Source organism: Streptomyces sp. NPDC018019 (genome assembly GCF_044327805.1).
Taxonomy (GTDB): domain Bacteria; phylum Actinomycetota; class Actinomycetes; order Streptomycetales; family Streptomycetaceae; genus Streptomyces.
Genome location: NZ_JBIRGD010000031.1, coordinates 91,310 through 114,766, shown reverse-complemented (window position 1 = coordinate 114,766; position 23,457 = coordinate 91,310). Strand labels below are relative to the sequence as shown.

The window sequence follows — 23,457 nt, the reverse complement described above, 5'->3', positions numbered from 1 at the left end:
CGTCTTCACCTGCCTCAAAGCCGAACACGGCGTCCGGCCCGTCTCCGACTGGGTCCGCACCCGCCTCACCCACTGGACCACGAGCCCCGCATGACCCTCGCGCCCCCCGAACAGGGCCGGCCACCGGCCCCCGAGCCGGTACCGGCGCCCGATATCGGCACAGTGGCGCACGGCCTGCGCGCCACGGCCCGCATCACCGCGCGGGCCGGCGCGGGCGGCGTGACCGGCCTGCCCGTCCTGGCCGGCGAGGGCCCGCTCGCACTGCGCCGCGTCCGCTCGTACGGGACGCAGGCCACGGTGTGTGTTGTCGGCGCCATGAGCGCGCCGCTCGGCGGGGACCGGCTGCGCATCGAGGCGACCGCGGAGGCCGGTGCCGACCTGCGCGTCACGGCGGCCGCGGCGACCGTCGCGCTGCCGGGGCGCACCCCCGGGCACGCCACGTACGACGTGCAGTTGACGGTGGGCGACGGCGCCCGGCTGGAGTGGCTCCCCGAACCGCTCATCTCCGCGGCGGGCAGTGATCTGCGGATGACGACGACCGTCCACCTCGCGCCCACCGCACGCCTGGTCCTGCGCGAGGAACAGGTGCTGGGGCGCAGCGGCGAGCGGCCCGGCCGGCTGTGCAGCCGCCTCACGGTCCGCCGCGCCGGGCGCACGCTCCTCGACCAGGAGACGGCGTACGGGCCGGGTGCCCCGGGCTGGGACACCGGCGCGGTGCTGGGCGGCCACCGTGCCATCGGGCAGCTCCTGGTGGTGGACCCGGCGTTCGAGGCGGAGCCCGCCCAGGTCCGGGTCCTGGGCACGGAACCGGGCGAGGGCGAGGGGGTGCGCACTCCGCTCGCCGGTCCGGCTGCCCTGACCACCGCGGTCGCCCCCGACGCGCTACGGATACGGCGTCTTCTGGACGCGGGCGGGCAGGACGCGCGCCTGGAGTGAGGGGCGTCGGCGAAGGCGCTTCGCGCGTTCCGGCGCTTCGGATATGAGGCGCCGCCCGCGAGTACGCGCTGCGGGAGCGGACGGACGGCCCCAAGGACGCGGCGCCGCTCCTGGGGGAGAGAGCGGCGCCGCGTACTACAAGACGGCGAACGGTTCGCATCGGTGCCGTCGGGGGCTGGGCAATCGGCAAAATGCCGGAAAAGGCCCGTCAGTCCTCCAGCATCGCGGCCAGCACCGACCGCCAGTCCTCGCCCGGACGCTCCGCCAGTTCGGCGGTGAGCGCGGGGGCGGGGCGGTAGCGGCGGCGGTGGTGCAGGAGGAAGTCCGGTCCGGTCTCCTCCGGCCGGCCGTCCGCCGGGGCCGGGTCGCCCGGGGCCGCGTGGGTGGCGTGGATCTCGCTGGCGCTGCCGAGCAGCCTGATCAGCTCGGTGGCGAAGTCGCGCCAGTCGACATGGCCGCCGACCGCGTTCACGACGCCGCCGGCCGGCCGCTCCACACAGCTGACCAGCGCGCGGGCCAGCGCGGCACCGTGCACCCAGGGCGCGCCGTACCAGCCGCGGTCCCGCGCGGGCAGCTCGATCGGCTCGCCGTTCCGCGCGGCCTGGAAGAACTGCCCGGTCGCACCCCAGCGCAGCTGATCGCGCAGCCTGGCGTGCGGTCCCCACACGATGGGCACCCGCACCACACTGGCCCCGTCCCGTCCGCCGCTCCCCGCGGCCTCCAGCAGCATCCGCTCGCAGTCGAGCTTGGCCCGCCCGTACGCGGTGAACGGACCGGCGGGCGGGGTCGCTTCGGTCACGTCGGTGACCGGCGGCTGCCCGTACGCGTCCACGCTGCTGACGAAGACGAAGGTGCCCCGGTGCCAGCCGTCCAGCACCGCCCGCATCGCCGCGAGGTCCACCTCGGGAGCGGTGAAGGTGCAGGCGGCGTGGATCACCGCGTCCGCGCCGGCCGCCGCGGCCCGCAGGCTGTCCGGGTCGCCGAGGTCCCCTTCGGCCACCTCGATCCCGTCGGCCGCGAGCAGGTGAGCGGACTCGGGCCGCGCGAGGGCCCGTACGGGGATGCCGCGCGCTGCCAGCTCCCGCAGGACGAACGAGCCCACGCCGCCGGTGGCACCGGTGACCAGGACCGTTCCGGTGCGGGCCGCCGGGGGGCGGGCGCCGCGGTGGGCCGGAGCCGCGGGCCGGGCCGCGGCCTGGACGGCGGCCAGTGCCGCCGCGCGCTCCCGGCCCCGCCCGTCCAGCAGGCCGGCGATGGCCCGCGGACTGCGGTGCTCCATCACGTCGAGGCCGGTCAGCGGCAGGCCCAGGCGTTCGCGCAGCCGGTCGGCCAGCTGCACCGCCAGCAGCGAATGCCCGCCGAGCAGGAAGAAGTCCGCGTCCGGAGCGGGCCGCCGGCCCAGCAGCTCGGCGAACGCGTCCAGTACGGCCTGCTCGCGGGCTCCGCCGGTCTGCGCAGGCGTGGCCGTCGCCGGTGCGCCCGGCAGCCTGCTGCGGTCCACCGTCCCGTCGGCGGTACGCGGCAGCGCGTCCAGGACCGTCACCGCGGCCGGGACCAGCTCGGGCGCCAGTTTCGAGCGCAGCGCGGCCCGCAGGCCCATCGGTTCGAGGGTGCCCACGCCGCCCGGCACGACGTACGCGAGCGGCTGCCGGCCGGCGGCCTCCAGCAGGACGGCTTCCGCCACCTCCGGCCGTTCCCGGAGGAGGAGTTCGGCCGGGTGGGCCGCGTCCGTTCCGTCCCCGGCGCCGGGCAGCGGCCGGGCCAGCGGGTGGCCGGGGTCGGCGGCCACCGCCGCCAGCAGGTCCGCGAAGCCGCGCAGCAGCTGCCGGGCCGTCCGCTCGTCGAGCCGCGCCCGGTCGTACTGCACCAGGCAGCGCGGCGGCCCGCCGTCGCTCCGCTCCTCCTCCACGTAGAAGCCGAGACCGAACTTGGCCGTTCCCAGATCGACCTCGACCGGTTCGCTGACCAGACCGGGGAGTTCCAGGACGACCGGCGCCCGCAGCACATCGGCCGTGACGTCCACCAGCGGATGCCCGTCCGCCCCACGGGCCGCCGCCCCGAGCCGCTCGACGATCAGGTCGAACGGTACGTCGCGGTGTCGCTGGGCCTCCAGCAGTGCGTCCCGGACCCGGTCCAGCAGCTCGCCGAAGGCGCCCGTGCCGTGCGCGTCCACCCGCACGGGCAGGGTGTTGACGCACAGGCCGACCAGGTCGCGCACGTCCGCACGGTCGCGGTGGCTGCTGGCACAGCCGAGCACCAGGTCCGTACAGCCCGTCGCCTCCAGCACGGTGGCGTAGGCGGCGGCCAGGACCACGGTGAACAGGGTGCTGCGATGCTCCCGGCCCGCCGCCCGCAGCCCTTCGAGGACGGCGGGCGGCAGCGGCTCGGTGAGCAGTGCCGCCTCTCCGCGCCGGGCCGTAGCGCCGGTGGCCGGGGCGGGCAGTGGCACCGGCCGCGCGCCCGCGAGGCGTCCGAGCCAGAACTCCAGCCCGCTTTCCAGGGCGTCCGCGGCGGCGTGCTCGCGGCGCGCGAAGTCCGCGTACTGCGGTGCCGGGGTGGCGAGCGCACCGGGCAGCTCGCCGGTCAACCCGTCACCGCCGTCGAGAGCCGCCCCGTACAGCGCGCTCAGCTCGCGCGCGACGACCGCCAGCGAGCCGCCGTCGATCGCGATGTGATGCAGCGTCAGCAGCACCGTGTGGTCCTCGGGGGCGTGCCGTACGACGAGGGCGCGCAGCACCGGGCCGTCCGCCAGGTCGAAGGGGCGCGCCGCGGCCTCCCGCAGCAGCTCGGTGACGTCGCCGTCCGCCGGCACCACGTCGACGGGAACCGGCGCCGCGTCCGACACCTCCTGGTACGGCTCGCCGTCCCGCTGCCCGTACCGCGTGCGCAGCACCTCGTGACGCCGGACCAGACCGGTCAGCGCCCGGCCGAGGGCCTGCGGGTCGAACGGTCCGCGCACCCGGGTGGCGAACGGCACGTGGTACGCGGTGCCGCTGCCGCCGAGCCGGTCCAGCAGCCACATCCGGCGCTGCGCGGCGGACAGCGGCGCGGGGCCGGCCGGACCGGCGGCGGCCGGGGCCGCGCCGCCGCGCTTCGCGGCCTGCCGCTGCCGGGCGATCCGCAGCAGCGCCGCCTCGCGGGCGGTGTCCGAAGCGGTGGTCATCGTGGGTCCTCCAGAACGGACGGGGCCGAAGCGCCCGGTGCGTCACCGGCGCCGGGCTCCTCGTGAATACGCAGCAGGGCCTGCTCGACGTGGGCCGCCTGCTCGGCGACCGTGGGCGCGGCGAAGAAGTCGGCCAGCGACATCTCCACCCCGAGGTCCTCGCGCAGGTCCTCGACCACGCACAGCGCCAGCAGCGAGTGCCCGCCGAGCGCGATGAAGTCCGCGGCGGGGTCGTCGACGGGGAGACCGAGGGCCTGGCTCCAGAGGTCGGCCACGACCTGCTGGAGGGGGGAGAGCGAGCCGGCGGCCCCCGGGTCCTCGCCCGCGACGGTCGCGGAACCCTCCACCGGCCGGTCGGCCAGCGCCCGCCGGTCCACCTTGCCGACCCCGGTCATCGGGAGCGCGTCCACGAACGCCCACGCGTTGGGCACGAGGTGGGCGGGCAGCCGCTCCTCCAGGTGCGCGCGGAGCGCGGCGGCCCCGGGCGCCGCACCGTGTTCCGGTGCGACGAAGGCCACCAGCCGCGCGTCGTCGGGCGCCGGCCGCTGCACGACCACGGCCGCGTCGGCGACCCCGGCGTGCTCGCGCAGCGTGTGCTCGATCTCGCCCGGCTCGATGCGGAAGCCGCGGACCTTGATCTGGTCGTCGGTCCGGCCGTGGAAGTCCAGCGTGCCGTCGGGGCGCGCCGAGACCACATCGCCGGTGCGGTAGAGCCGCCCGGCGGCCGGATGGTCGACGAAACGTTCCGCTGTCCGCTCCGGCTGCCCGACGTAGCCGAGTGCCAGCCGCGGCCCGCCGAGCCACAGCTCGCCGCGGACGCCCGGCGCCACCGGCTCGCCGTGCTCGTCCATGACGTACGCGGTCGTGCCGGCGACCGGGCGGCCGATGGGCGGCGGACCGTCGCAGTCGGCGTCCGTGACGCGGTGCGCGGTGGCGAAGGTGGTCGCCTCGGTGGGCCCGTAACCGTTGACCAGCTCCAGCCAGGGGTGCGCCCGCAGCACGGAGCGCGCGTGCTGCGCGGACAGCGCCTCGCCGCCCGCCAGTACGCCGCGCAGCACCCCGAAGAGCGGGGAACGCCGGGCCGCCAGGTGGTGGAAGAGCGCGGTGGTCAGCACGGTGACGGTCGCGCCGAGGCGCTCCGCGTCCCGGGCCAGGCCGGTCGGCGAGAGCCGGTCCGCGGTGGACACCGCGACCGCCGCGCCGTTCGCCAGCGCGGCCCACACCTCGAAGGCGGAGGCGTCGAACGTGACGGGGGAGTGGAACAGCACCCGGTCGCGCGGCGTGATCGTCACATACTCGGGCCGGTGGACCAGGCGCGCGATGCCCCGGTGGGTGACGGCCACGCCCTTCGGCTGCCCGGTCGAGCCGGAGGTGAACATCACGTACGCCACGGCGTCCGGGTCGTAGGCGGGCTCGGCGGGGGCGGGCGTGCCGTCCCCGGCGTACTCCGGGCCGGCGGGCGGCGGCACCGCCCGGTCCCCGGGGATGCCCGCCGCCTCCACCAGGTCCTTGGCGCCGACCGTCAGCACCGCGCCGGCCGTGTCCAGCATGGTCGCGACGCGCGGCGGGGGATAGCCCGGGTCGAGCGGTACGTAGTGCCCGCCGGCCCACCAGACGGCGAGCTGGGTGACCACGGTGGGCACCGAGTGCGGCAGCAGGACGCCGACGGCGTCGCCGGGGCGCACACCGCGCTCGCGCAGCACCTGCGCGAAGCCGCGGGCCGCCGCCGTCAGCCCGGCGTAGGTCAGGGACGTCTCGCCGTCGGTCACGGCGAGGGCGTCGGGCGTGGTGCGGGCGAAGTGCGAGACGAGTCCGGGCAGTCCGGTGTCGATGCCGGTCATCTCACACCCCCGCCAGGTCGGCGGCGCCACGCTTGGCGTCCACCAGGGCCGCCAGCGCCCGCAGGTCGGGCTGCCGCAGCACCTGGGGCGCGCGCAGGCGTACGCCGCACTGTTCCTCGATGGCGGTGAGCAGCCGTGCGGTGGACAGCGAATTGCCGCCCGCCGCGGCGAAGTTGTCGCCCGTGCCGAGCGCCGGGTTGCCGAGCAGGTCGCGGCACAGGCGCAGCACCAGCTCCTCGGCGGGCGTCAGCGGCGCGGCACCGTCCGGGGCCGCGGCGGTCTCCGCCGCCTCGGCCGCCAGGAGGGCGGCCCGGTCGACCTTCCCGTTGGCGTCCAGCGGGAAGCCGTCGAGGAACCGTACGACGGCCGGGACGGCCTGTTCGGGCAGCCAGCCGCGCGCCTCGCGTATCAGCTCGTCGGCGGTCGGCACCGGCTGTCCGGGCACCGGCAGGACGAAGGCCACCAGCCGGCTGACCCCGCCTGCGGCGGTCCGGACCGCGACCGCGGCCCGCCGTACGTTCGGGTGGTGCTCGAACGCGGCCTCCACCTCGGCGAGTTCGATGCGGACCCCGCTCACCTTGACCTGGTCGTCCAGCCGCCCGAGGAAGTCCAGTACCCCGTCGGGCCGCATCCGGACGCGGTCGCCGGTGCGGTAGACGCGCTCGGTTCCGGCCACGCCGTCCGGCGGGGCCACGAAGCGGGCCGCGGTCAGCCCGGCGTCCAGGTACCCGAGCGACAGCACGCTGCCGCCGATGCGCAGCTCGCCGGTCTCACCGCGCGGCACCACGCGGCCCGACTCGTCGGTGACGCAGACGACGGCGCCGTCGATGGGCGTGCCGATCGGCGGGGGAGCGGTGTCGGAGTCGTCCGCCTCGACGTGGTGCACCGTGGTCACGACGGTGGCCTCGGCGGGCCCGTACGCGTTGTGCACCCGGGCCGTGACCTGCGGTGCGGGCCTGCGGCGCAGCCGGTCGCCGCCCACCACCAGGTGCCGCAGCGCCGGGAGTCCGGGCCAGGGCCGTTCCAGGACCGCTTCGGCGAGCGGTGTGGGCAGCACGGCGACGGACACCTGCGCGCGCCGCCACCAGCCGGTGAGCGCGTCCGGGTCCCAGCGCACCTCCTCGGGCGGCACGCTCAGCGCACCGCCGGAGGTGAGCGCCGTCCACAGCTCCTTGACGTGCGGGTCGAAGGAGACGCCGATCAGCAGGCTGTGCCGGTCCCCGGGGCCGGCCCCGGTGTACGCCTGGTACCAGTCCAGCAGCGCGCCGAGCGACGCGCCGCCCACCGCGACGGCCTTGGGGGTACCGGTCGAGCCGGAGGTCAGGACGGCGTAGAAGGTGCCCGGCGGCACGGCCTGCCCGGCGTCTTCCGCGGGCGCGGCGCGGAACGCCGCCACCACGCTGCCCGCCGCGTTGGCGCCCTCGGCGGGCAGCGGCAGGGAGAGCGTGTCGCCCGTACGGTACGCCTCGGGCAGCAGCGCCGGATCGCCGACCAGGCAGGGCACGCCCAGCCGTTCGGTCACCGCGGCCAGCCGGCGCTCACCGGGGCGCGGCCCCAGCGGCAGGTAGACGGCGCCCAGCCGGGCCAGCCCGACCGCCACCGCGACCAGGGCGGCGGACCGGTCCAGGCACACGCCGACCAGGTCACCGGGGGACACCCGGCCGCGCAGCGACTCGGCCACCACACTCGCCAGGGCGTCCACCTCGGCGTAGCTCCACACCAGTGCGCCGTCCTCGACGGCGGGCGCGTCGGGGGTGCGGTGGACCCAGTGCTCGTACCTGGCCAGGATGTCCGACCGGTCCGGTCCCTGTGCGGTGGTCGCCGGCGCGGTGCCGTACGCGATGCTGAGCTGCGCGTCCTGCGGGCTGCTGCCGGGACGCTGGTGCATGGAAGTACTCATGATTCCTCTGCGGTTCGCGAGTTCACGCATTGGTAAGGGGCGGGGCCGGGGACGGCGGTGCGTCCCCGGGCCCCGGAGGGAGGCTCAGCCGAGCCCCATGGACCGGGCGACGATCACCTTCTGGATCTCCGAGGTCCCCTCGATGATCGTCATCATCCGGACATAGCGGTACAGGAACTCCAGCGGATGCCCGCGCACCCACCCCGTGGCGCCGTGCACCTGAAGGGCCCGGTCCACCACGCGCACCGCCGTCTCCGACGACGTCAGCTTGGCCAGCGCGGCGTTCTCCGGCGCCTCCGTGCCGCTGTCCACCAGGCGCGCGCAGGCCAGCGTCAGCAGCTTGGCCGCCTCGACCTCGGCGCGGCTGGTCACCAGGTGCTCCTGCACGTGCTGGTACGCGCCGATGCGCGCGCCGAAGGCCCGCCGCTCCCGGGCGTACGCGATGCCCTGCTCCAGCGCGTACTCGGCGATGCCGTCGCACATCGCGGCCACCACCAGCCGGCCCCGGGACAGGCTGTCCATGCCGTTGCCGAGCGCCGAACCGACCCCGTCGGTGCCGCCGATCACGGCGTCGTCCGGCACCCGCGCGTCCTCCAGCAGGAGTTCGTACAGCGGCTCGCCCGACATGCCCTCGTAGCGCTGCCCGATCCGCAGCCCCGGGTTGCCGGCCTCCACCACGAAGGCGGTCGGCCCGCCCTCGGCCGACGCGACGACCAGGGTGAAGTCCGCCCGGTCGGCGTTGCTCACAAAGGTCTTGCGGCCCTTGAGGACCCACTCGCCGGCCGCCGCGTCGTGGACGGCGGTGGTGGTCAGCTGGAACGCGTCCGAGCCGGCGTTCGGCTCGGTCAGCGCCAGGCAGCGCACCGCCTCGCCGCGCACCAGCGGCTTCAGATACCGCTCGATCTGCTCCTCGGTGCCGTGCCGCAGCAGCGGGCTCGGGCCGTCGGAGCCGGCGAGGGCGTACTGCGCGAGGGGGCAGCCGCTGCGGCCGGCCGCGTGGTGCAGCAGCACCACGGCCGTGAACGGCATGCCGGAACCGCCCAGCTCCTCCGGATAGTCGCCCGCGTAGAAGCCGAGGGCCGCCGAGCGACGGCGTACATAGTCGCGCAGCTCGGCCGGGGGCAGGTCGGCGTCCTCCGGCAGATCCGCCGCCAGCGGTACCAGCTCCTTGCGGACGAACGACTCGAAGGAGGCGATCAGTTCCCGGTGGTCGGCCTCCAGGACCGACGAGGGGCGGGTGCTCACGCCGCGACCTCCCGCACCGCACGGGCCTGGTCGGCCAGCACCGGATTCTGGAAGAACAGCCGCAGCGGCGGCCGGCTGCCGAGCCGGGGCTCCAGCCACGCGGCGAGCTGCGCGGCCAGCAGGGAGTGCCCGCCGATCTGGAAGAAGTGTGACGCCGGGGTGAAGTCGTCGTGCCCCAGCACCTCGCGCCAGCCCTCGGCGAGCAGCGCCACCTGCGGGTCGACCGGCTCGGCCGGGTCTTCGGACGTGCCGCTCCCGGCCGCCTCCTCGGGCGGCAGTCCGGCCACCCGACGGGCCAGGGAGGCCCGGTCGGGCTTGCCGCCCGGCAGCGTCGGCATGGCGTCCAGCCGGATCCAGCGGGCCGGTACGAGTGCGGTGGGCAGCCGCCGGGACAGCGCGGCGTGCAGCTCCTGTTCGTCGGGGCCGTCCTCGGTACCGGCCTCCAGGAAGCCGAGCAACCGCGGGCCCGCGGGGCCATCGGCGTCGAGCACGACGGCGCACGACCGCCCGCCCAGCTCGGCCGAGGCCGCGGCCTCCACCTCCTCCAGCTCGATGCGGTACCCGCGCAGCTTGACCTGGTTGTCGCGGCGGCCCAGGAAGCACAGCCGCCCGGCCCGGTCGCGGTAGCCGAGGTCGCCCGTGCGGTACACCCGCTCGCCGCCCAGCGCGTCCGGCGTCACGAAGCGCTCCGCGGTGACCTGCGGATTGCCGAGGTAGCCGGCGGCCAGCCCGGCGCCCGCGACGGCCAGTTCGCCGACCGCGCCCGCGGGCAGCGGCCGCAGCCCGGCGTCGAGGACGTACACGCGGGCGCCCGGCAGCTCCGTGCCGAGCGGCACCTCGGCGCCGTCCAGGTCCGCGCGGGTCACCTCGTGGACGGTGCTGGTGATCGCCGCCTCGGTCACGCCGTACGCGTTGAGCACGGTCACGGACGGCGAACCGGCGGCGGCGTCCACGGCGTCGAACAGCTCGCGCAGCGCACCGGCCGGCAGCCGCTCACCGCCCAGGACCACCAGCCGCGGCGCCCAGCGGCCGTCCCGCAGCGCCTCGCCCAACTCCGCGCGCACCGCCAGGAAGTAGCTGGTCGGCAGGTTGGCGACGGTGACGCGCCGGGCCGCCAGCACCGCGGTCAGTTCGTCCGCGGTGGGCACCTCGCGCTGCGGCAGCACCAGACAGGCACCGGCCAGCAGCGACGGCAGCACCTCCTCCAGCGCCACGTCGAAGGACGGCTGGGCGAAGAGCAGCACCCGGTCCGCCGCCGTCAGGCCGTACCGCTCCGCCGTCGCGCGGGCGTGCTGCGCCAGCGCCGCACGGCCGACCACGACCGGTTTGGGCAGGCCGGTGGAGCCGGAGGTGTGGATCACGTACGCCGCGTCCTTGAAGGCGTCCGGACCGGTCTCCTCCCCGGCCGGGGCCGCCGCGGGGAACGCGGGGCCGTCCAGCAGCCCCACCGGCAGCCCCTCGGCCGGGAGGGACAGCGCGCTCTCGCGGGTGGCCAGCACCAGCGCGGGGTCCAGCCGCTCCAGCAGCGTCCGCAGGCGCTCGGCCGGGTCGTTGGGGGAGAGCGGGCAGTACACGGCGCCGGTGCGCAGGCAGGCGAGCAGCGCGACGACGGAGTCGGTGCCGCGCGGCAGCACGGCCGCCACCGGCCGGCCCGGCGCCACCCCGGCGGCGTGCAGCCGGCGCGCCAGGTCGTCGACGAGGGCGCCGAGCTGCCCGTAGGTCAGGCTCTTGGCGCCGCCCACGAGGGCCGGGCGGGCCGGGTCCTGGCGAGCCGTCGGGTCGAGCACCTCATCGGTGGGCAGGGCCGCGCCGGCTTCCGCGTCACCGGCCTCCCGCTGGGGGGCGCCCAGCGAGGCGATCGGCGCCTCCGGCGTCTCCAGGTACGCGCGCAGCACATCGAGGAACCGCTCCGCCAGCAGCCGGACCACGTCCTCGTCGAACAGGTCCCGGTCGTAGTCCCACACCAGCGTCATCCCGGCGGCGCCCTGCCGCGGGCCGACCGTCCGCCGGTCGTCCGGCATCAGCACCAGGTCGAGGTCGAAGCGCGTGGTGCCGGTGTTGAATCCCTCGTACAGCGCCACCTCCAGCTCCGGCACCTCGATCTCCGGCAGCGCCGCGTCATGGGCGCTGAACATCACGCTGAACAGCGGGTTGTCGGCGCCGGAGGTGTGCCGGCCGAGCGCCCGGGTCAGCTCCTGCACCGGCACCTCCTGGTGCGGCAGCGCCCGGATCAGCGTGTCGGTGACCTCGTCCACCATCTCCACCGCGCCGGCCGCCGGATCGAGCCGCAGGCGCAGCGGGATGGTGTTGACGAACATGCCCACGGTCTCCTCGTACCCCACGGGCCGGTTGCCCACCGCGGTGCCGACAACGATGTCGGTACGGCCGCTGTGCCGCCGCAGCAACTCCGCGAACAGGCTCAGCAGCGTGGAGAACGGTGTGTGCCCCTGCGTACGGCTGCACTCCCGCAGCCGCTCGGCCAGGTCCGCGCCGATGGCCTGGCGCAGCTGGCCGCCCGCGTGCCGGCGCTGCGCACCGGGCCGGGCGAGGCCGGGCAGCGGCAGGTCGAAGGTGGCGTCGGCCAGTTCGGCCGTCCAGTGCGCCATGCTGGCCTGCCGGTCCGCGCCCGCCGCGGCCCGCGCGTGCTCCTCGTACGAGCGGGCCGGGGCCAGCTCCACCGGCTCGCCGAGCACCTGCGCGCGGTACGCGGAGAACACGTCGCGCAGCAGGATCGCGAACGAGTGCCCGTCGTGGATGAGGTGGTGCTCGACGTGCACGACACGGTGGTGCCGCTCGCCCAGCCGGGCCAGGCACCAGCGCAGCAGCGGCGCCTCGGTGGTGTCGAGCGGGGTCTCGGCCTCGGCCCGCAGCAGTTCCCGGAACGCCGCCTCCGGATCGGGCTCCTGGGAGAGGTCCACCGTGCGCACACGTGGTTGACATCGTTCGCGCACCCGCTGCTGGGGCACCTCGCCCGGCTGCTCGACGAGTTCGAGGCGCAGGCCGGGGTGCCGGTCGAGCGCGGCGCCGAGCGCGTCGCGCAGCGCCGCCTCGTCGAGCCGGCCCCAGAGGTCGATCGAGGCCGTGAAGTTGTAGGCGCGGCTGCCGGGCAGCATCTGCTCGTGCAGCCAGACGACGTCCTGTGACGGTGACAGTCCGAACATGGTCCATCCTTCGGGTGGTGGATGAGGGGGTGAGCTCGGCCCGGTACCCGCCGTCGGTCGGATGCGGGGACCAGGAAGGGGTGCGGTACAGGGGCCGGTGCCTGGCCCGGGGGCGGGCCGGGCGACCGGGGCGGCGCCGCCGGTGGGGGTCAGCCCACGGGAGCGGCGCCGCCGGCCGGGGTACGGGTGCGCCCGTCACCGGCCGGTTCTCCGGACAGTTCGGCGGTCAGCCCGGCGAAGGCGTCGTGCGCGCGGCCGTCCGGGACGGCGTCCCGGTCCCAGGCCATCCGTACGAGCAGGTCCGTGCCGTAGGAGACGGAGACCGCGAACGGCGCCTGGAGCGGACGCCCGTCGATGTGGACCTCCCGCCCCGCCACGCCGCCCAGCCGCAACGGCGGGCGGCGGTGCAGGTCCTCGAAGGTCAGCAGGCCGTCCAGCCGGCCCGTCCAGGGGACGGCGGCCGACCGGGCCGCGCGGACCACCTCATCGAACGGGGTGTCCGCGTGGTCGAGGTCGTCCCACCAGGTGGTGGTCAGGTCGTCGGGGCCGCAGGCGGTGGCGGGGTGGACGACGGTGTTGAGGAAGCAGCCGAGGACCGGTGGCGCCGCCGGGGGACGGCCGCCCCAGGGGTAGCCGAGCAAGGGCGTACGCTCCGGCACGTCCGTCTCGTACAGAGCGCGTGCGACGTTGCCGCACGCCCCGAGCAGGACGGGGAAGGCTGTGGCCCGCCCGTCTTCGGCCCGGATCGGCAGGCGCGTCTGGAGGGCGCCGGTGGGGCGCGGCTGCTGGGCGGCGGGCGCTTGCCGCGCCGGGTGGGAGCCGGGGGCCGGGCCCGCCGCGCCGCCCGCCGGCGCGATCCGCCGCGCCCAGTACGTGAGCGACTCCGGCCGCGACGCGCGTTTCTCGGCCTCCAGTTGCAGCTGGACGGCCTCGCGGTAACCGGCCGCTTCCTCGGCGGCGCGGTGCGGCGGCACGTCGCCGGGGCCCAGCCGCTGTTCGTACGCGTCGGCGAGGTCCGCGGAGATCCGGCCGAGCGACTGCTCGTCGCAGACGGCGTGGTCCAGGGCGAGGGCGAGGATCTCCACGGCGCCGGCCTCGGGCACGGCGGGGCCGGGGGCGGTGCCGTCCTGCGAGCCGGGGGCACCGGGGGTGTCGGCCGTCCCGCTCCCGTGGACCGCTCCGTGGCGTTCTGCCGCTTCGTGGGCGTCGGCGAGGAACAACCGGAAGGGCGGGCCTTCCGCGGTCCACTCCAGCAGCGTCCGGCGGAGGGCCGCCGCGGCGCTCTCGCCGGGGTGCGGCGTCACCCGGTCCACCTGGGCCGTGGGGGCGCCGAGCCGTTGTACGGGCGCCCCGCGCAGTACGTCGGACCGCGTACGGAGCGCCGGGTGCGCGGCGGCCAGATGGCCCGCGGCGGCGCGCAGCCGCTCCAGGTCGACGGTGCCGCGCGGGAACGCGAAGAACAGCGGCACGACATCGGGCCGGCCGCCGGGCGCCAGCCGCCGGGCGAGCAGGAACCGCCGCTGCGCGCCGGTGACCGGCAGCAGCCCGGCCGGGTCGCTCACCCCGGCGGCGGCCTTCTCGTAACGGGCGAGGTACTGCTCCGTGATGCTGACACCGGAGTCCGGCCGGACGCCGGCGCCGGTGGCCGTTCCGAAACGGGTACGGATGCCGGTGCCGGACGCGGCACCGGTGCTGATGCCGGCTGTCGTGCTGGGGTCCACGATGACCTCCCTTGCGCCGCCGCGGACGGGGCGTTGCCTATGAGACGTTCGAGCGGGGCAGCAGAGCTGCGTACGGTGGAGCGATCACGAGCGTGGTCGCGTGCCGCGGCCCCCCGGGGGGCCGCGGGCGGCGCGGACCGCGATCACAGGCCGGGACCGGTGACCGGAGGAGCCGGTGCGTTGAGCGGGCGGTGCGGCGAGCGGGCGGGCTGACCGGAGGTCCGGCCCCCTGGCGGTCGGGAAGCCGTGGTCAGCCGGCGGCTCCGGGCGCATCAACTGCCTCGGGAGCCGCCCCGGACACCGTCTCGGGCGCTGTTTCGGCGGTGGGAAGATCCCGCAGTTTCCGCAGCGGTGACAGCAGCAGGGGAAGCGGTACGAGCAGGAACCCGGCCGCGCACACCCACACGGCGGCCCGCGAACCGGCCGCCCCGGCGATGGAGCCGCCGGCCAGCGCGCCGAGCGGCATGGTCCCCCAGACCATGAACCGCAGGGTGGCGTTCATCCGGCCCAGCAGGGCGTCCGGGCAGAGCAGTTGGCGGAAGCTGACCTGGGCCACGTTGTAGACGACGGCACCGAAGAAGACGGCGCCGGAACCCAGCGCGAACCAGCCGGCCGCGGCGCCATGGCCGGACAGCGGCCACAACAGGGCGAACGGCCCGGTGGCCACGGGCGCGAGCCAGATGATGCGGGCCTGTCCCAGCCGCCGCGCGATCGGACCGGCGCACAGCGCCCCGGCCAGCCCGCCCACCGCGGAGGCGGACAGCATCAGGCCGAGCACCCCGGGCGGCAGCCCCAGTTCCCGCGTCAGGAACACGGTCTGTACGGCGACGAGCATCGCCGAGAAGAAGTTCGCCACCCCGGTCGTCAGCGCGATCACGCGCAGGACCGGGTGCCGCAGCACGAACGCCAGGCCCTCCTTCACCTGGGCGCTCAGCGACACACCCGGCGCGGCCTCCGGCTCCGGTTCCCGTACGCGGATTCCGCGCAGGAACAGGGCGGAGGCGAGGTATCCGGCCGCATTGGCCAGCACGGCGACCGGCGGACCGAGCAGCTGGACGATGCCGCCGCCGAGCCCGGGCCCGGCCACCTGGGCCGCCGAACGCGCCGTCTCCAGCGCCCCGTTGCCCGCCACCAGCTGCGCGCCGGGCAGCACCCGCGGCAGATAGCTCTGGTGGGCGACGTCGAAGAAGACGGTGGCGATACCGGTGACGAAGGCCACCAGGTACAGCTGCGTCATCGTCAGGACGTGACACGCCGCCGCCAGCGGCACACTGCCCATCGCCACCGCGCGCACCACGTCCGCGCGGATCAGCAGCGGCAGCCGCCGGACCCGGTCCACCCAGGCTCCCGCCGGCAGGCCGATGAGCAGGAACGCGGCGGTTTCGGCCGCGGTGAGCAGGCCCACCTCGAAGGCCGAGGCGTGCAGCCCGACGACGGCCACCAGGGGCAGCGCCACCAGGGCGACCTGGGTACCTGCCTGGCTGGCCGCGGCCCCGGCGAGCAGCAGCCGGAAGTCGCGATGGCGGAGGAGTCCGTCGCCGCCGCGGCGGCCGGGGGCTCGTGTGGTGGTCACATGGCTGACATTTGGTGATGAAGTGCGGGCGGGTCAAAACGACCGAAGGGTTTCCGGACAGCTTCCTCCGCATTCCGGACGCCGCTCGCAAGTTTTGTCGTAAACCGTCCGTTCTCTCCGGTCCACCCGCTCATGGGGTGACCTGCTACGCCCTCACCAAACGTTCACCATGCGATGACATTTTCGGTCGTCGAGTGAATGTCTGATTAGTGGGGCTGTGTGTGTTTGGAACCCGTAAGGACAGCTGACGTGTGCCGTGGAATGTGTTACGGGCCGTGAACCCGGCGGCGCGCGGGGTCCCGTGGGGCGGCGCTCCGGTCCGGCTCCAGGGCCCGGGTGCCCGGGGCCGCACCCCGGAGGCGGCGGCGTTGTCGGCCCGTACCGGGAAGCACCGGCATCCCCAGCCGGCACCGGTCCAGGTAGTCCGTGATCTCCTCGTCGTCCCAGCCGCCCGCCTCCCGCAGCCCCGACGCCAGATGCGCCAGATAGGCGTCGGTCGGCTGGGTGCGCGGAACCTCGTCCACCCGCCACGGCGCGGTGAAGGTGAGCAACGGCAGCCCCTCCAGGGTGCCCGGGTGCACCAGCGTCTCGTAGCGGCCGGGCCCGAGCCGGGCCCGGCCCTGGTCCAGCACCTCGGACAGGTCCAGGTCCGCCGCCGGGGCCCGGTGCATCTCCTGGGCCGCGATGTCGGAGAACTGGCCACGCGTCACCAGGTGGGCGCGGGCCCACACCTCGCCGGGCCCGTCCGGGTCGTAGAACGCGACACCGCCCGTCCAGTTCAGCGACTCCAGCGCGAAGTACATGACCCCCGGCAGCACGACCGGTACGGAACGCGCCGGCGGCCGGGGATCGCGGCAGCCCGGACACGTCCGCATGCCGCCCGGCGGGCGACCGCCCGTCAGGTAGTGCCGCAGCCGTGCGGCATGCATGTTGGAGCCGTAGGACACGTACCAGACGTGCACCGCCTCATCCCCTCACCCGCGGGACCGGGACAAGCCGCGCATCCTTCCCGACCCGCATCAACCGACCAAGACGCGTGACCCGGACCATCCGTACGTCATGCCGCACGTCAGGACAGAAAGCCGAGTCGTACGCCATGGTGCGCCCGCCGCTGCCGCAGATCGCCGAACGAATCCTGCGGTTTGGTAAAGAAATGACCGGGAGCCCTGTTCAGAGGGGGGTGGCAGCAGACAGGATCCCCCGTGCAGCTCTGTGATCATCGCCGCACGCGCGGCGCGTTATGCAGGGGGACCCCCACGTGAGAAGAACAGCAGCGCTCGGCGCTGCCGGCACCCTGGTGACCGGCACGCTCATAGCCGGAGCGATAGCCGCCACGCCCGCCAGCGCGGGCCAGCAGCACCACCGCGGGACGGCCGAGGACCGCGGTGTGCGCATCGCCGCCGCCCGCGCCGCCGAGACGGGCATCGACTGGCAGACCTGCCCCGCCGACTGGGGCTTGAAGGCTCCCATCCAGTGCGGCTATGTGACCGTCCCGGTCGACTACGCCAAGCCCGACGGCCGCACCATCAAGATCGCCGTGGACCGTATCGGCAACACCGGCGGCAAGAAGGAGCGGCAGGGCTCCCTCGTCTACAACCCCGGCGGCCCCGGCGGCTCGGGCATGAAGTTCCCGACCCGCGTCACCGGCAAGAACGCCGTGTGGGCCAAGACCGCCAAGGCCTACGACTTCGTCGGGTTCGACCCGCGCGGCGTCGGCCACTCGGCCCCGATCTCCTGCGCCGACCCGCAGGAGTTCGTCAAGGCCCCCAAGGCCGACCCGGTGCCGGACAGCGAGGCCGACAAGCGCGCCCAGCGCAAGCTGGCCAAGGAGTACGCGCTCGGCTGCAAGGAGCGCAGCGGCGCCCTGCTGCCCCACATGACGACCCCGAACACCGCCCGTGACCTGGACGTCATCCGCGCCGCCCTCGGCGAGAAGAAGCTCAACTACCTCGGCGTCTCCTACGGCACCTACCTCGGCGCCGTGTACGCGACGCTCTTCCCGGACCACGTCCGCCGGATGCTCGTCGACTCCGTCACCAACCCGTCGCGCGACAAGGTCTGGTACGAGAACAACCTGGACCAGGACCTCGCCTTCGAGAGGCGCTGGAGCGACTGGAAGAAGTGGGTCGCCCAGCACGACGCCGCGTACCACCTCGGCACCACCGAGGCCGAGGTCGAGGCGGAGTGGGAGCAGCTGCGCGCCACCGCCAAGAAGAACCCGATCGGTGGCGTCGTCGGCCCGGCCGAGCTGACCAACTTCTTCCAGAAGGCGCCCTACTACGACTCCGCGTGGGCCTCGACCGCCCAGGTGTGGAGCGCGTACGTGCAGGGTGACGCGAAGCCGCTGATCCAGAACGCGGGCCCAGACCTGAACGACACCGCGGGCAACATCGCCTCCGAGAACAGCAACGCGGTCTACACGGCCGTCGAGTGCAACGACGCCAAGTGGCCCACCAGCTGGCGCAAGTGGGACCGGGACAACACCCGCATCCACCAGAAGGCGCCGTTCATGACCTGGGCCAACGCCTGGATGAACCTGCCCTGCGCCACCTGGCCGGCGAAGCAGCACACGCCCGTCGAGGTCAGGACCGGCAAGGGCCTGCCCAACGTGCTGATCGTGCAGAGCACCCGCGACGCGGCCACCCCGTACGAGGGCGCCGTCGAGCTGCACAAGCGCTTCAAGGGCTCGCGCCTGATCACCGAGCGGGACGCCGGTTCGCACGGTGTCACCAGCCTGGTCAACCCCTGCATCAACGACCGGGTCGACACCTACTTCCTGACCGGCAGGACCGACTCCAAGGACGTGACGTGCGCCCCGCACGCCACGCCGCAGCCGAGCAAGGCATAACGGGTAGCCGCGCCGCGGCATGACCGGCGCAACGGCCCGGGCCCCGCAAGCCGCCAGCTGTGACTGGACCGGTTTGCGGGGCCCGTTGGCGACTGAGCCGTAGCCCCGGACATGCTCGAACGTAAGTTCTTTTATTGCTATATGCTCCCGCTGTCACCACGCGACCCCTTCTGCCCCGGCCGTGACGCAGCACGGTGCCGGGGCACGAGGTGAGTCGGTCACGTCATCGAGCTGGGGGGCCAGTGAAGAGACCCACGAAAACCGTTCTGACGCTGGGCACGGCAGGGATCGCACTGCTCACCGCCATGACGCCCGGTGCCCATGCCGCCCCGGTGCCGCAGCACGCGCGGTACACCGAGGCCCAGATAGCGGCAATGGCCCCGGAGAAGCAGGACAAGCTGCTCGCACCCCTGCGCGCGATAGCGGACGCGGCCGCCCGGGCCGGCGCGGGCAGCCAGGCGGACATCTACGCGGGCGTGCGCATCGACGCTCCGCGGGAAACCGTGTACGTGTATCTGACCGACACCTCCCGGGCCGCGGAATTCATCAAAGCCGCGTCGGCTCTCGACCGCCGCATCGACACCGGCCGAATCACCGTGGTGAAGGCCGGCCACACACGGCGGGCACTGCACGAGGCCCGTGACCATCTGCTCGCCCAGGAAAAGGCCGGCGAACTGCCGTACAAGATCCACGCGGCGGCGGTCGCGGCCGACGCCTCTTCCCTGGAAGTAGCGGTGGACAAGCCCGGCCTGGCGTCCAAGACGGCGGCCGCGGCGCGCCGGAACAGCAGCGCGCGGAGCCTGGCGCCGGCCCCGGACGTCCCCGTGGTGTTCAAGCAGGGGCAGCGCATCTCCCCGGCCGCCAGGACCTGGGCCGATGTGCGATGGAAGGACGGCACGCCGTTCATCGCCGGCGACGTGCTGACCGATGGCTCGCAGTACTGCTCGGCCGGGCTCCCGGCCGTACGCAAGAGCGACAACAAGCCCGTCATGGTGACCGCCGCCCACTGTTTCGCCAACGGCACGAAGATATACACCGGATCGGGAACCACCCCGGCCTTCGGCAAGTTCTACGACGGACTGAACGGGGAACTCGGCAATTACGTCGGTACGGTCAACGGCGTGGCCACCGGCTGGGACGCCGAACAGCTCGTCGGCACCGATAACAACGCCGATGTGAGCGAGACGGCCGGCTACAAGCCCGTCACCGGCGTCGCCTACTCGCACAACGGCGACTTCGTCTGCCAGAACGGCGCCGCGTCCTTCTTCATGAAGCAGGAAACCGTCTGCGGCATAAAGGTCATCAGCGACGACATCACCTACACCCTGGACACCGGCTGGAAGGTCCGGGGCGTCGAGGGAACCCGGCTGCCCGGCAATCCCTGGACGGTCGCGCACGGGGACAGCGGCTCGATGGTCTACACGGCGAACGGCTCCGCACGCCAGGCGCGCGGTATCGTCTCGGCACTGGCGGGCCCGTACCAGACCAATGCCGGCAGTTACCTGTACTGGACCGAAGCGACGGACATCTTCAACCACTTCGGTCTGAAGCTCAATCCGAAGACGTGATTCCCTGAGCCCGGGGGCGGCAGCGCCGCCGTACGGCCGTCAGGCGCACCCAGCGCCACACGGCCGTACGGCAAGGCCCGCACCCGCGATTCCCTCGCCGCAAATGGGCGCCTGGCCCACCGATCACCGAATCCGCACCTGGCCCACCGCTCACCGAAAGCGCCGTACCAGGCCACGCTCCGACTGCTGCCGCGCCTTGGCCTCGTTCGCGTAGACGTCCACGTATTCCTGCCCGGAGAGCCGCAGGATCGCGTACATGATTTCGTCGGTGACGGCGCGCAGCGCGGCGTGCTCCGCGTCCAGACCCGCGAACCGCTCGAACTCCAGCGGCTTGCCGAACCGGATCGTGATGCGCATGGCACGCGGCAGCCGCCGCCCGGTGGGCTGGGCCTCGAACGTACCGATCATCGCGCACGGCACCACCGGCACCTGCGACCTGATCGCCAACGCCGCCACCCCCGTACGGCCCTTGTAGAGCCGCCCGTCGTGCGACCGCGTCCCCTCCGGATAGATCCCCAGCACCCGCCCCTTGCGCAGCACGGCCAGCCCGGACCGCAACGCGGCCTGCGCCGCCCTGCCGCCGGACCGGTCCACCGGAATCTGCCCGATGCCCCGGAAGAAGGCCGCGGTCAGCCGCCCGCGCAGGCCGGGCCCGGTGAAGTACTCGGACTTCGCCAGAAACGTGACCCGGCGCGGCACGATCACCGGCATCACGAAGTGGTCGGAGAACGACAGATGATTGCCCGCGATGATCGCCGCCCCGTCCGACGGCACATGCTCCAGCCCTTCCACCCGGGGCCGGAAGATCAGCCGCAGCAACGGCCCCAGCAGCACGTACTTGAGCACCTGGTAGAACACAGGGGTTCCCCTCACTCTCCGGAGCCGGCTCAACGGCGCTGTTTCCGCAGGTCGGATGAGGTGCAGAGGAGATCTAGTCTAGACGCGGGCGAGAGCTCGGGCGCCCCGTCGTGCGGGAAAAACCCCCACGGCGGCCCTGTACGCACCCTCGGACCGCGCCGCGTGGCGGGACCATCGCGGCGACGGTCGCGCATGCCGCGGCGGCAGCGACGGCTGGGAGGGCGTTCGGGCGCCCTCCCAGCCGCACCGGTTCAGGACAGGGGAATCTCCGCACGGACGGTCCGCGCGGCGGCGACGAGGTTCTCCAGCGAAGCACGGGTCTCGGGCCAGGCGCGGGTCTTCAGACCGCAGTCCGGATTGACCCACAGGCGCTCGGCCGGGATGGCGTCAAGTCCCTTGCGCAGCAGGCTCGCCACCTCCTCGGCGCTCGGTACGCGCGGCGAGTGGATGTCGTACACCCCCGGCCCCGCCTCGCGCGGATAGCCGTGCTGCGCCAGTTCGCGCGCCACCTGCATGTGGGAACGGGCCGCCTCCAGGCTGATGACGTCGGCGTCGAGATCGTCGATGGCCCGGACGATGTCGCCGAACTCGGCGTAGCACATGTGCGTGTGGACCTGGGTCCGGTCCCGCACCCCGCCGGTGGTGAGACGGAACGCCTCGGTGGCCCAGGCGAGGTAGGCGGCACGGCCGGCGGCGCGCAGCGGCAGCGTCTCGCGCAGCGCGGGCTCGTCCACCTGGATCACCGAGGTGCCCGCCGCCTCCAGGTCGGCGACCTCGTCGCGCAGGGCCAGCGCCACCTGGCGGGCGGTGTCGCCGAGCGGCTGGTCGTCGCGGACGAAGGACCAGGCGAGCATGGTGACCGGGCCGGTCAGCATGCCCTTCACCGGCCGGTCGGTGAGCGACTGCGCGTACCGCGTCCACCGCACCGTCATCGGCTCGGGCCGCGCCACGTCACCGGCGAGGACCGGCGGCCGGACGTAGCGCGTGCCATACGACTGGACCCAGCCGTGCTGGGTGGCGAGGTAGCCGGTCAGCTGCTCGGCGAAGTACTGCACCATGTCGTTGCGTTCGGGCTCGCCGTGCACCAGGACGTCGATCCCCGCCTTCTCCTGGAAGGCGAGGACCGCACGGATCTCGTCCTTGATCCGCTCCTCGTACGCGGCCGTGCCGATGCGTCCCGCCCGCAGACCGGCCCGGGCGGCGCGCAGTTCGGTGGTCTGCGGGAAGGACCCGATGGTGGTGGTCGGCAGCAGCGGCAGGCCCAGGTGGGCCCGCTGGGCGACGGCCCGCTCCGGGTACGGCGCCGAGCGGCGGGCGTCGGCGCCGGTGACGGCGGCGGCGCGGGCGCGTACGGCGGGATCGTGGGTGAGCGCGGAGCCGGCACGGGACGCCAGGGCCGCGCGGTTGGCGGCGAGTTCGGCGGCGATCGTGTCGGTGCCCTGCGCGAGGCCGCGGGCGAGCGTGACGATCTCGCCGGCCTTCTGCTTGGCGAACGCGAGCCAGCGCAGCACCTGCGGGTCGATGTCGCGCTCGGCGGCGGCGTCGAGCGGCACGTGCAGCAGGGAGCAGGAGGCCGCCACGTCGACCCGGTCGGCCAGGCCCAGCAGCGTACCGAGGGTGGCCAGGGACTTCTCGTAGTCGTTGAGCCAGACGTTGCGGCCGTTGACGACACCGGCGACCAGGCGCTTGCCGGGCAGGCCGCCCACGGCGGCGAGCGCGTCCAGATTGCCGGCGGCGGCTTCGGCGAAGTCCAGCGCCAAGCCGTCGACCGGAGCCTTGGCCAGCACCGGCAGGGCCTCGCCGAGCTGGTCGAAGTACGAGGCGACCAGCAGCTTCGGGCGGTCGGCGAGCGCGCCGAGGTCGCGGTACGCCCGCTCGGCGGCGTTGAGTTCGGCCGGGGTGCGGTCCTGCACCAGGGCGGGCTCGTCCAGCTGGACCCACGTCGCACCGGCCGCGCGCAGGTCGGCCAGGACCTCCGCGTAGACGGGCAGGAGCCGGTCGAGCAGGGTCAGCGGGTCGAAGTCGGCGGCCACACCGGGGGCGGGCTTGGCCAGCAGGAGGTAGGTGACCGGGCCGACGAGCACCGGGCGCGGCGTGTGGCCGAGCGCGAGCGCTTCCGCCAGCTCGCCGACCTGCTTGGCGGAATCCGCGGTGAAGACCGTGTGGGGCCCCAGCTCCGGGACCAGGTAGTGGTAATTGGTGTCGAACCACTTCGTCATCTCCAGCGGCGCCACGTCCTGCGTGCCGCGCGCCATGGCGAAGTAGCCGTCCAGTGCGTCGGCCTCGACGGCGGCGCGGTGCCGGTCCGGGACGGCTCCGACCATGACGCTGGTGTCCAGGACGTGGTCGTAGTACGAGAAGTCACCGGTCGGCACCTCGTGGACGCCGGCGTCGGCCAGCTGCCGCCAGTTCGCACGGCGCAGGTCCCGCGCGGTCTCCCGCAGGGCGTCCGCGGTGACGCGGCCCTTCCAGTAGCCCTCGACGGCCTTCTTCAGTTCCCGGTGCCGGCCCTGGCGGGGGTAGCCGTACACGGTGGCCCGTGCTGCCGCGGCTGCGGGCTTCGCTGTCACGGATCTCTCCTTCGCGGATACGTGGTCTGCACGCCCCGGGGACGGACGAGAACGCGAAGGGACGACGCGCCGG

At 74.4% G+C, this 23,457-nt stretch carries 13 protein-coding genes; 3 read left to right on the top strand and 10 right to left on the bottom strand.

Annotated features, from left to right (window positions below):
• Window positions 1-90: 90 nt before the first annotated feature.
• Window positions 91-936: an urease accessory protein UreD gene (locus ACH4FX_RS35980; protein ID WP_398485672.1), complete on the top strand. Its 846-nt coding sequence runs from the start codon at window positions 91-93 to the stop codon at window positions 934-936.
• Between the two features lie 208 nt (window positions 937-1,144).
• On the opposite strand, the gene ACH4FX_RS35975 is transcribed toward ACH4FX_RS35980, so the two are convergent.
• From ACH4FX_RS35975 to ACH4FX_RS35940, 8 genes are all read right to left on the bottom strand, one after another.
• Entirely contained in the window at window positions 1,145-4,099 is a 2,955-nt protein-coding gene (locus tag ACH4FX_RS35975; protein WP_398485671.1) for a condensation domain-containing protein, read from the bottom strand.
• Complete coding sequence (locus ACH4FX_RS35970) at window positions 4,096-5,940, bottom strand: amino acid adenylation domain-containing protein (protein ID WP_398485670.1); 1,845 nt, start codon at window positions 5,938-5,940, stop codon at window positions 4,096-4,098. Before ACH4FX_RS35970 ends, ACH4FX_RS35975 begins: the two co-directional genes overlap by 4 nt.
• Window position 5,941: 1 nt before the next feature.
• Window positions 5,942-7,840, bottom strand: a complete 1,899-nt coding sequence (locus tag ACH4FX_RS35965) for an amino acid adenylation domain-containing protein (RefSeq protein ID WP_398485669.1) — start codon at window positions 7,838-7,840, stop codon at window positions 5,942-5,944.
• A gap of 84 nt (window positions 7,841-7,924) precedes the next feature.
• Complete coding sequence (locus tag ACH4FX_RS35960; RefSeq protein ID WP_398485668.1) at window positions 7,925-9,085, bottom strand: acyl-CoA dehydrogenase family protein; 1,161 nt, start codon at window positions 9,083-9,085, stop codon at window positions 7,925-7,927.
• Entirely contained in the window at window positions 9,082-12,246 is a 3,165-nt protein-coding gene (locus ACH4FX_RS35955; RefSeq protein ID WP_398485667.1) for an amino acid adenylation domain-containing protein, read from the bottom strand. Before ACH4FX_RS35955 ends, ACH4FX_RS35960 begins: the two co-directional genes overlap by 4 nt.
• A 149-nt stretch (window positions 12,247-12,395) precedes the next feature.
• A complete protein-coding gene (locus tag ACH4FX_RS35950) occupies window positions 12,396-13,967 on the bottom strand; it encodes a non-ribosomal peptide synthetase (RefSeq protein ID WP_398485666.1) in 1,572 nt (523 codons plus the stop codon).
• A gap of 250 nt (window positions 13,968-14,217) precedes the next feature.
• Window positions 14,218-15,540, bottom strand: a complete 1,323-nt coding sequence (locus ACH4FX_RS35945; protein WP_398485665.1) for an MFS transporter — start codon at window positions 15,538-15,540, stop codon at window positions 14,218-14,220.
• A gap of 266 nt (window positions 15,541-15,806) precedes the next feature.
• Window positions 15,807-16,502, bottom strand: coding sequence for a histone deacetylase (locus ACH4FX_RS35940; protein WP_398485664.1), 696 nt, complete (start codon window positions 16,500-16,502; stop codon window positions 15,807-15,809).
• A gap of 278 nt (window positions 16,503-16,780) precedes the next feature.
• On the opposite strand from ACH4FX_RS35940, the gene ACH4FX_RS35935 reads away from it, so the two are divergent.
• Both ACH4FX_RS35935 and ACH4FX_RS35930 read left to right on the top strand, forming a co-directional pair.
• Window positions 16,781-18,388, top strand: coding sequence for an alpha/beta hydrolase (locus ACH4FX_RS35935; RefSeq protein ID WP_398485663.1), 1,608 nt, complete (start codon window positions 16,781-16,783; stop codon window positions 18,386-18,388).
• 242 nt (window positions 18,389-18,630) lie between these two features.
• Complete coding sequence (locus ACH4FX_RS35930; protein ID WP_398485662.1) at window positions 18,631-19,956, top strand: peptidase; 1,326 nt, start codon at window positions 18,631-18,633, stop codon at window positions 19,954-19,956.
• Window positions 19,957-20,106: 150 nt separating this feature from the next.
• Here ACH4FX_RS35930 and ACH4FX_RS35925 read toward each other — a convergent pair whose 3' ends face one another.
• Entirely contained in the window at window positions 20,107-20,814 is a 708-nt protein-coding gene (locus tag ACH4FX_RS35925; protein WP_398485661.1) for a lysophospholipid acyltransferase family protein, read from the bottom strand.
• Window positions 20,815-21,065: 251 nt separating this feature from the next.
• Window positions 21,066-23,384, bottom strand: coding sequence for a 5-methyltetrahydropteroyltriglutamate--homocysteine S-methyltransferase (gene metE / locus ACH4FX_RS35920; RefSeq protein ID WP_398485660.1), 2,319 nt, complete (start codon window positions 23,382-23,384; stop codon window positions 21,066-21,068).
• Window positions 23,385-23,457: the final 73 nt, after the last annotated feature.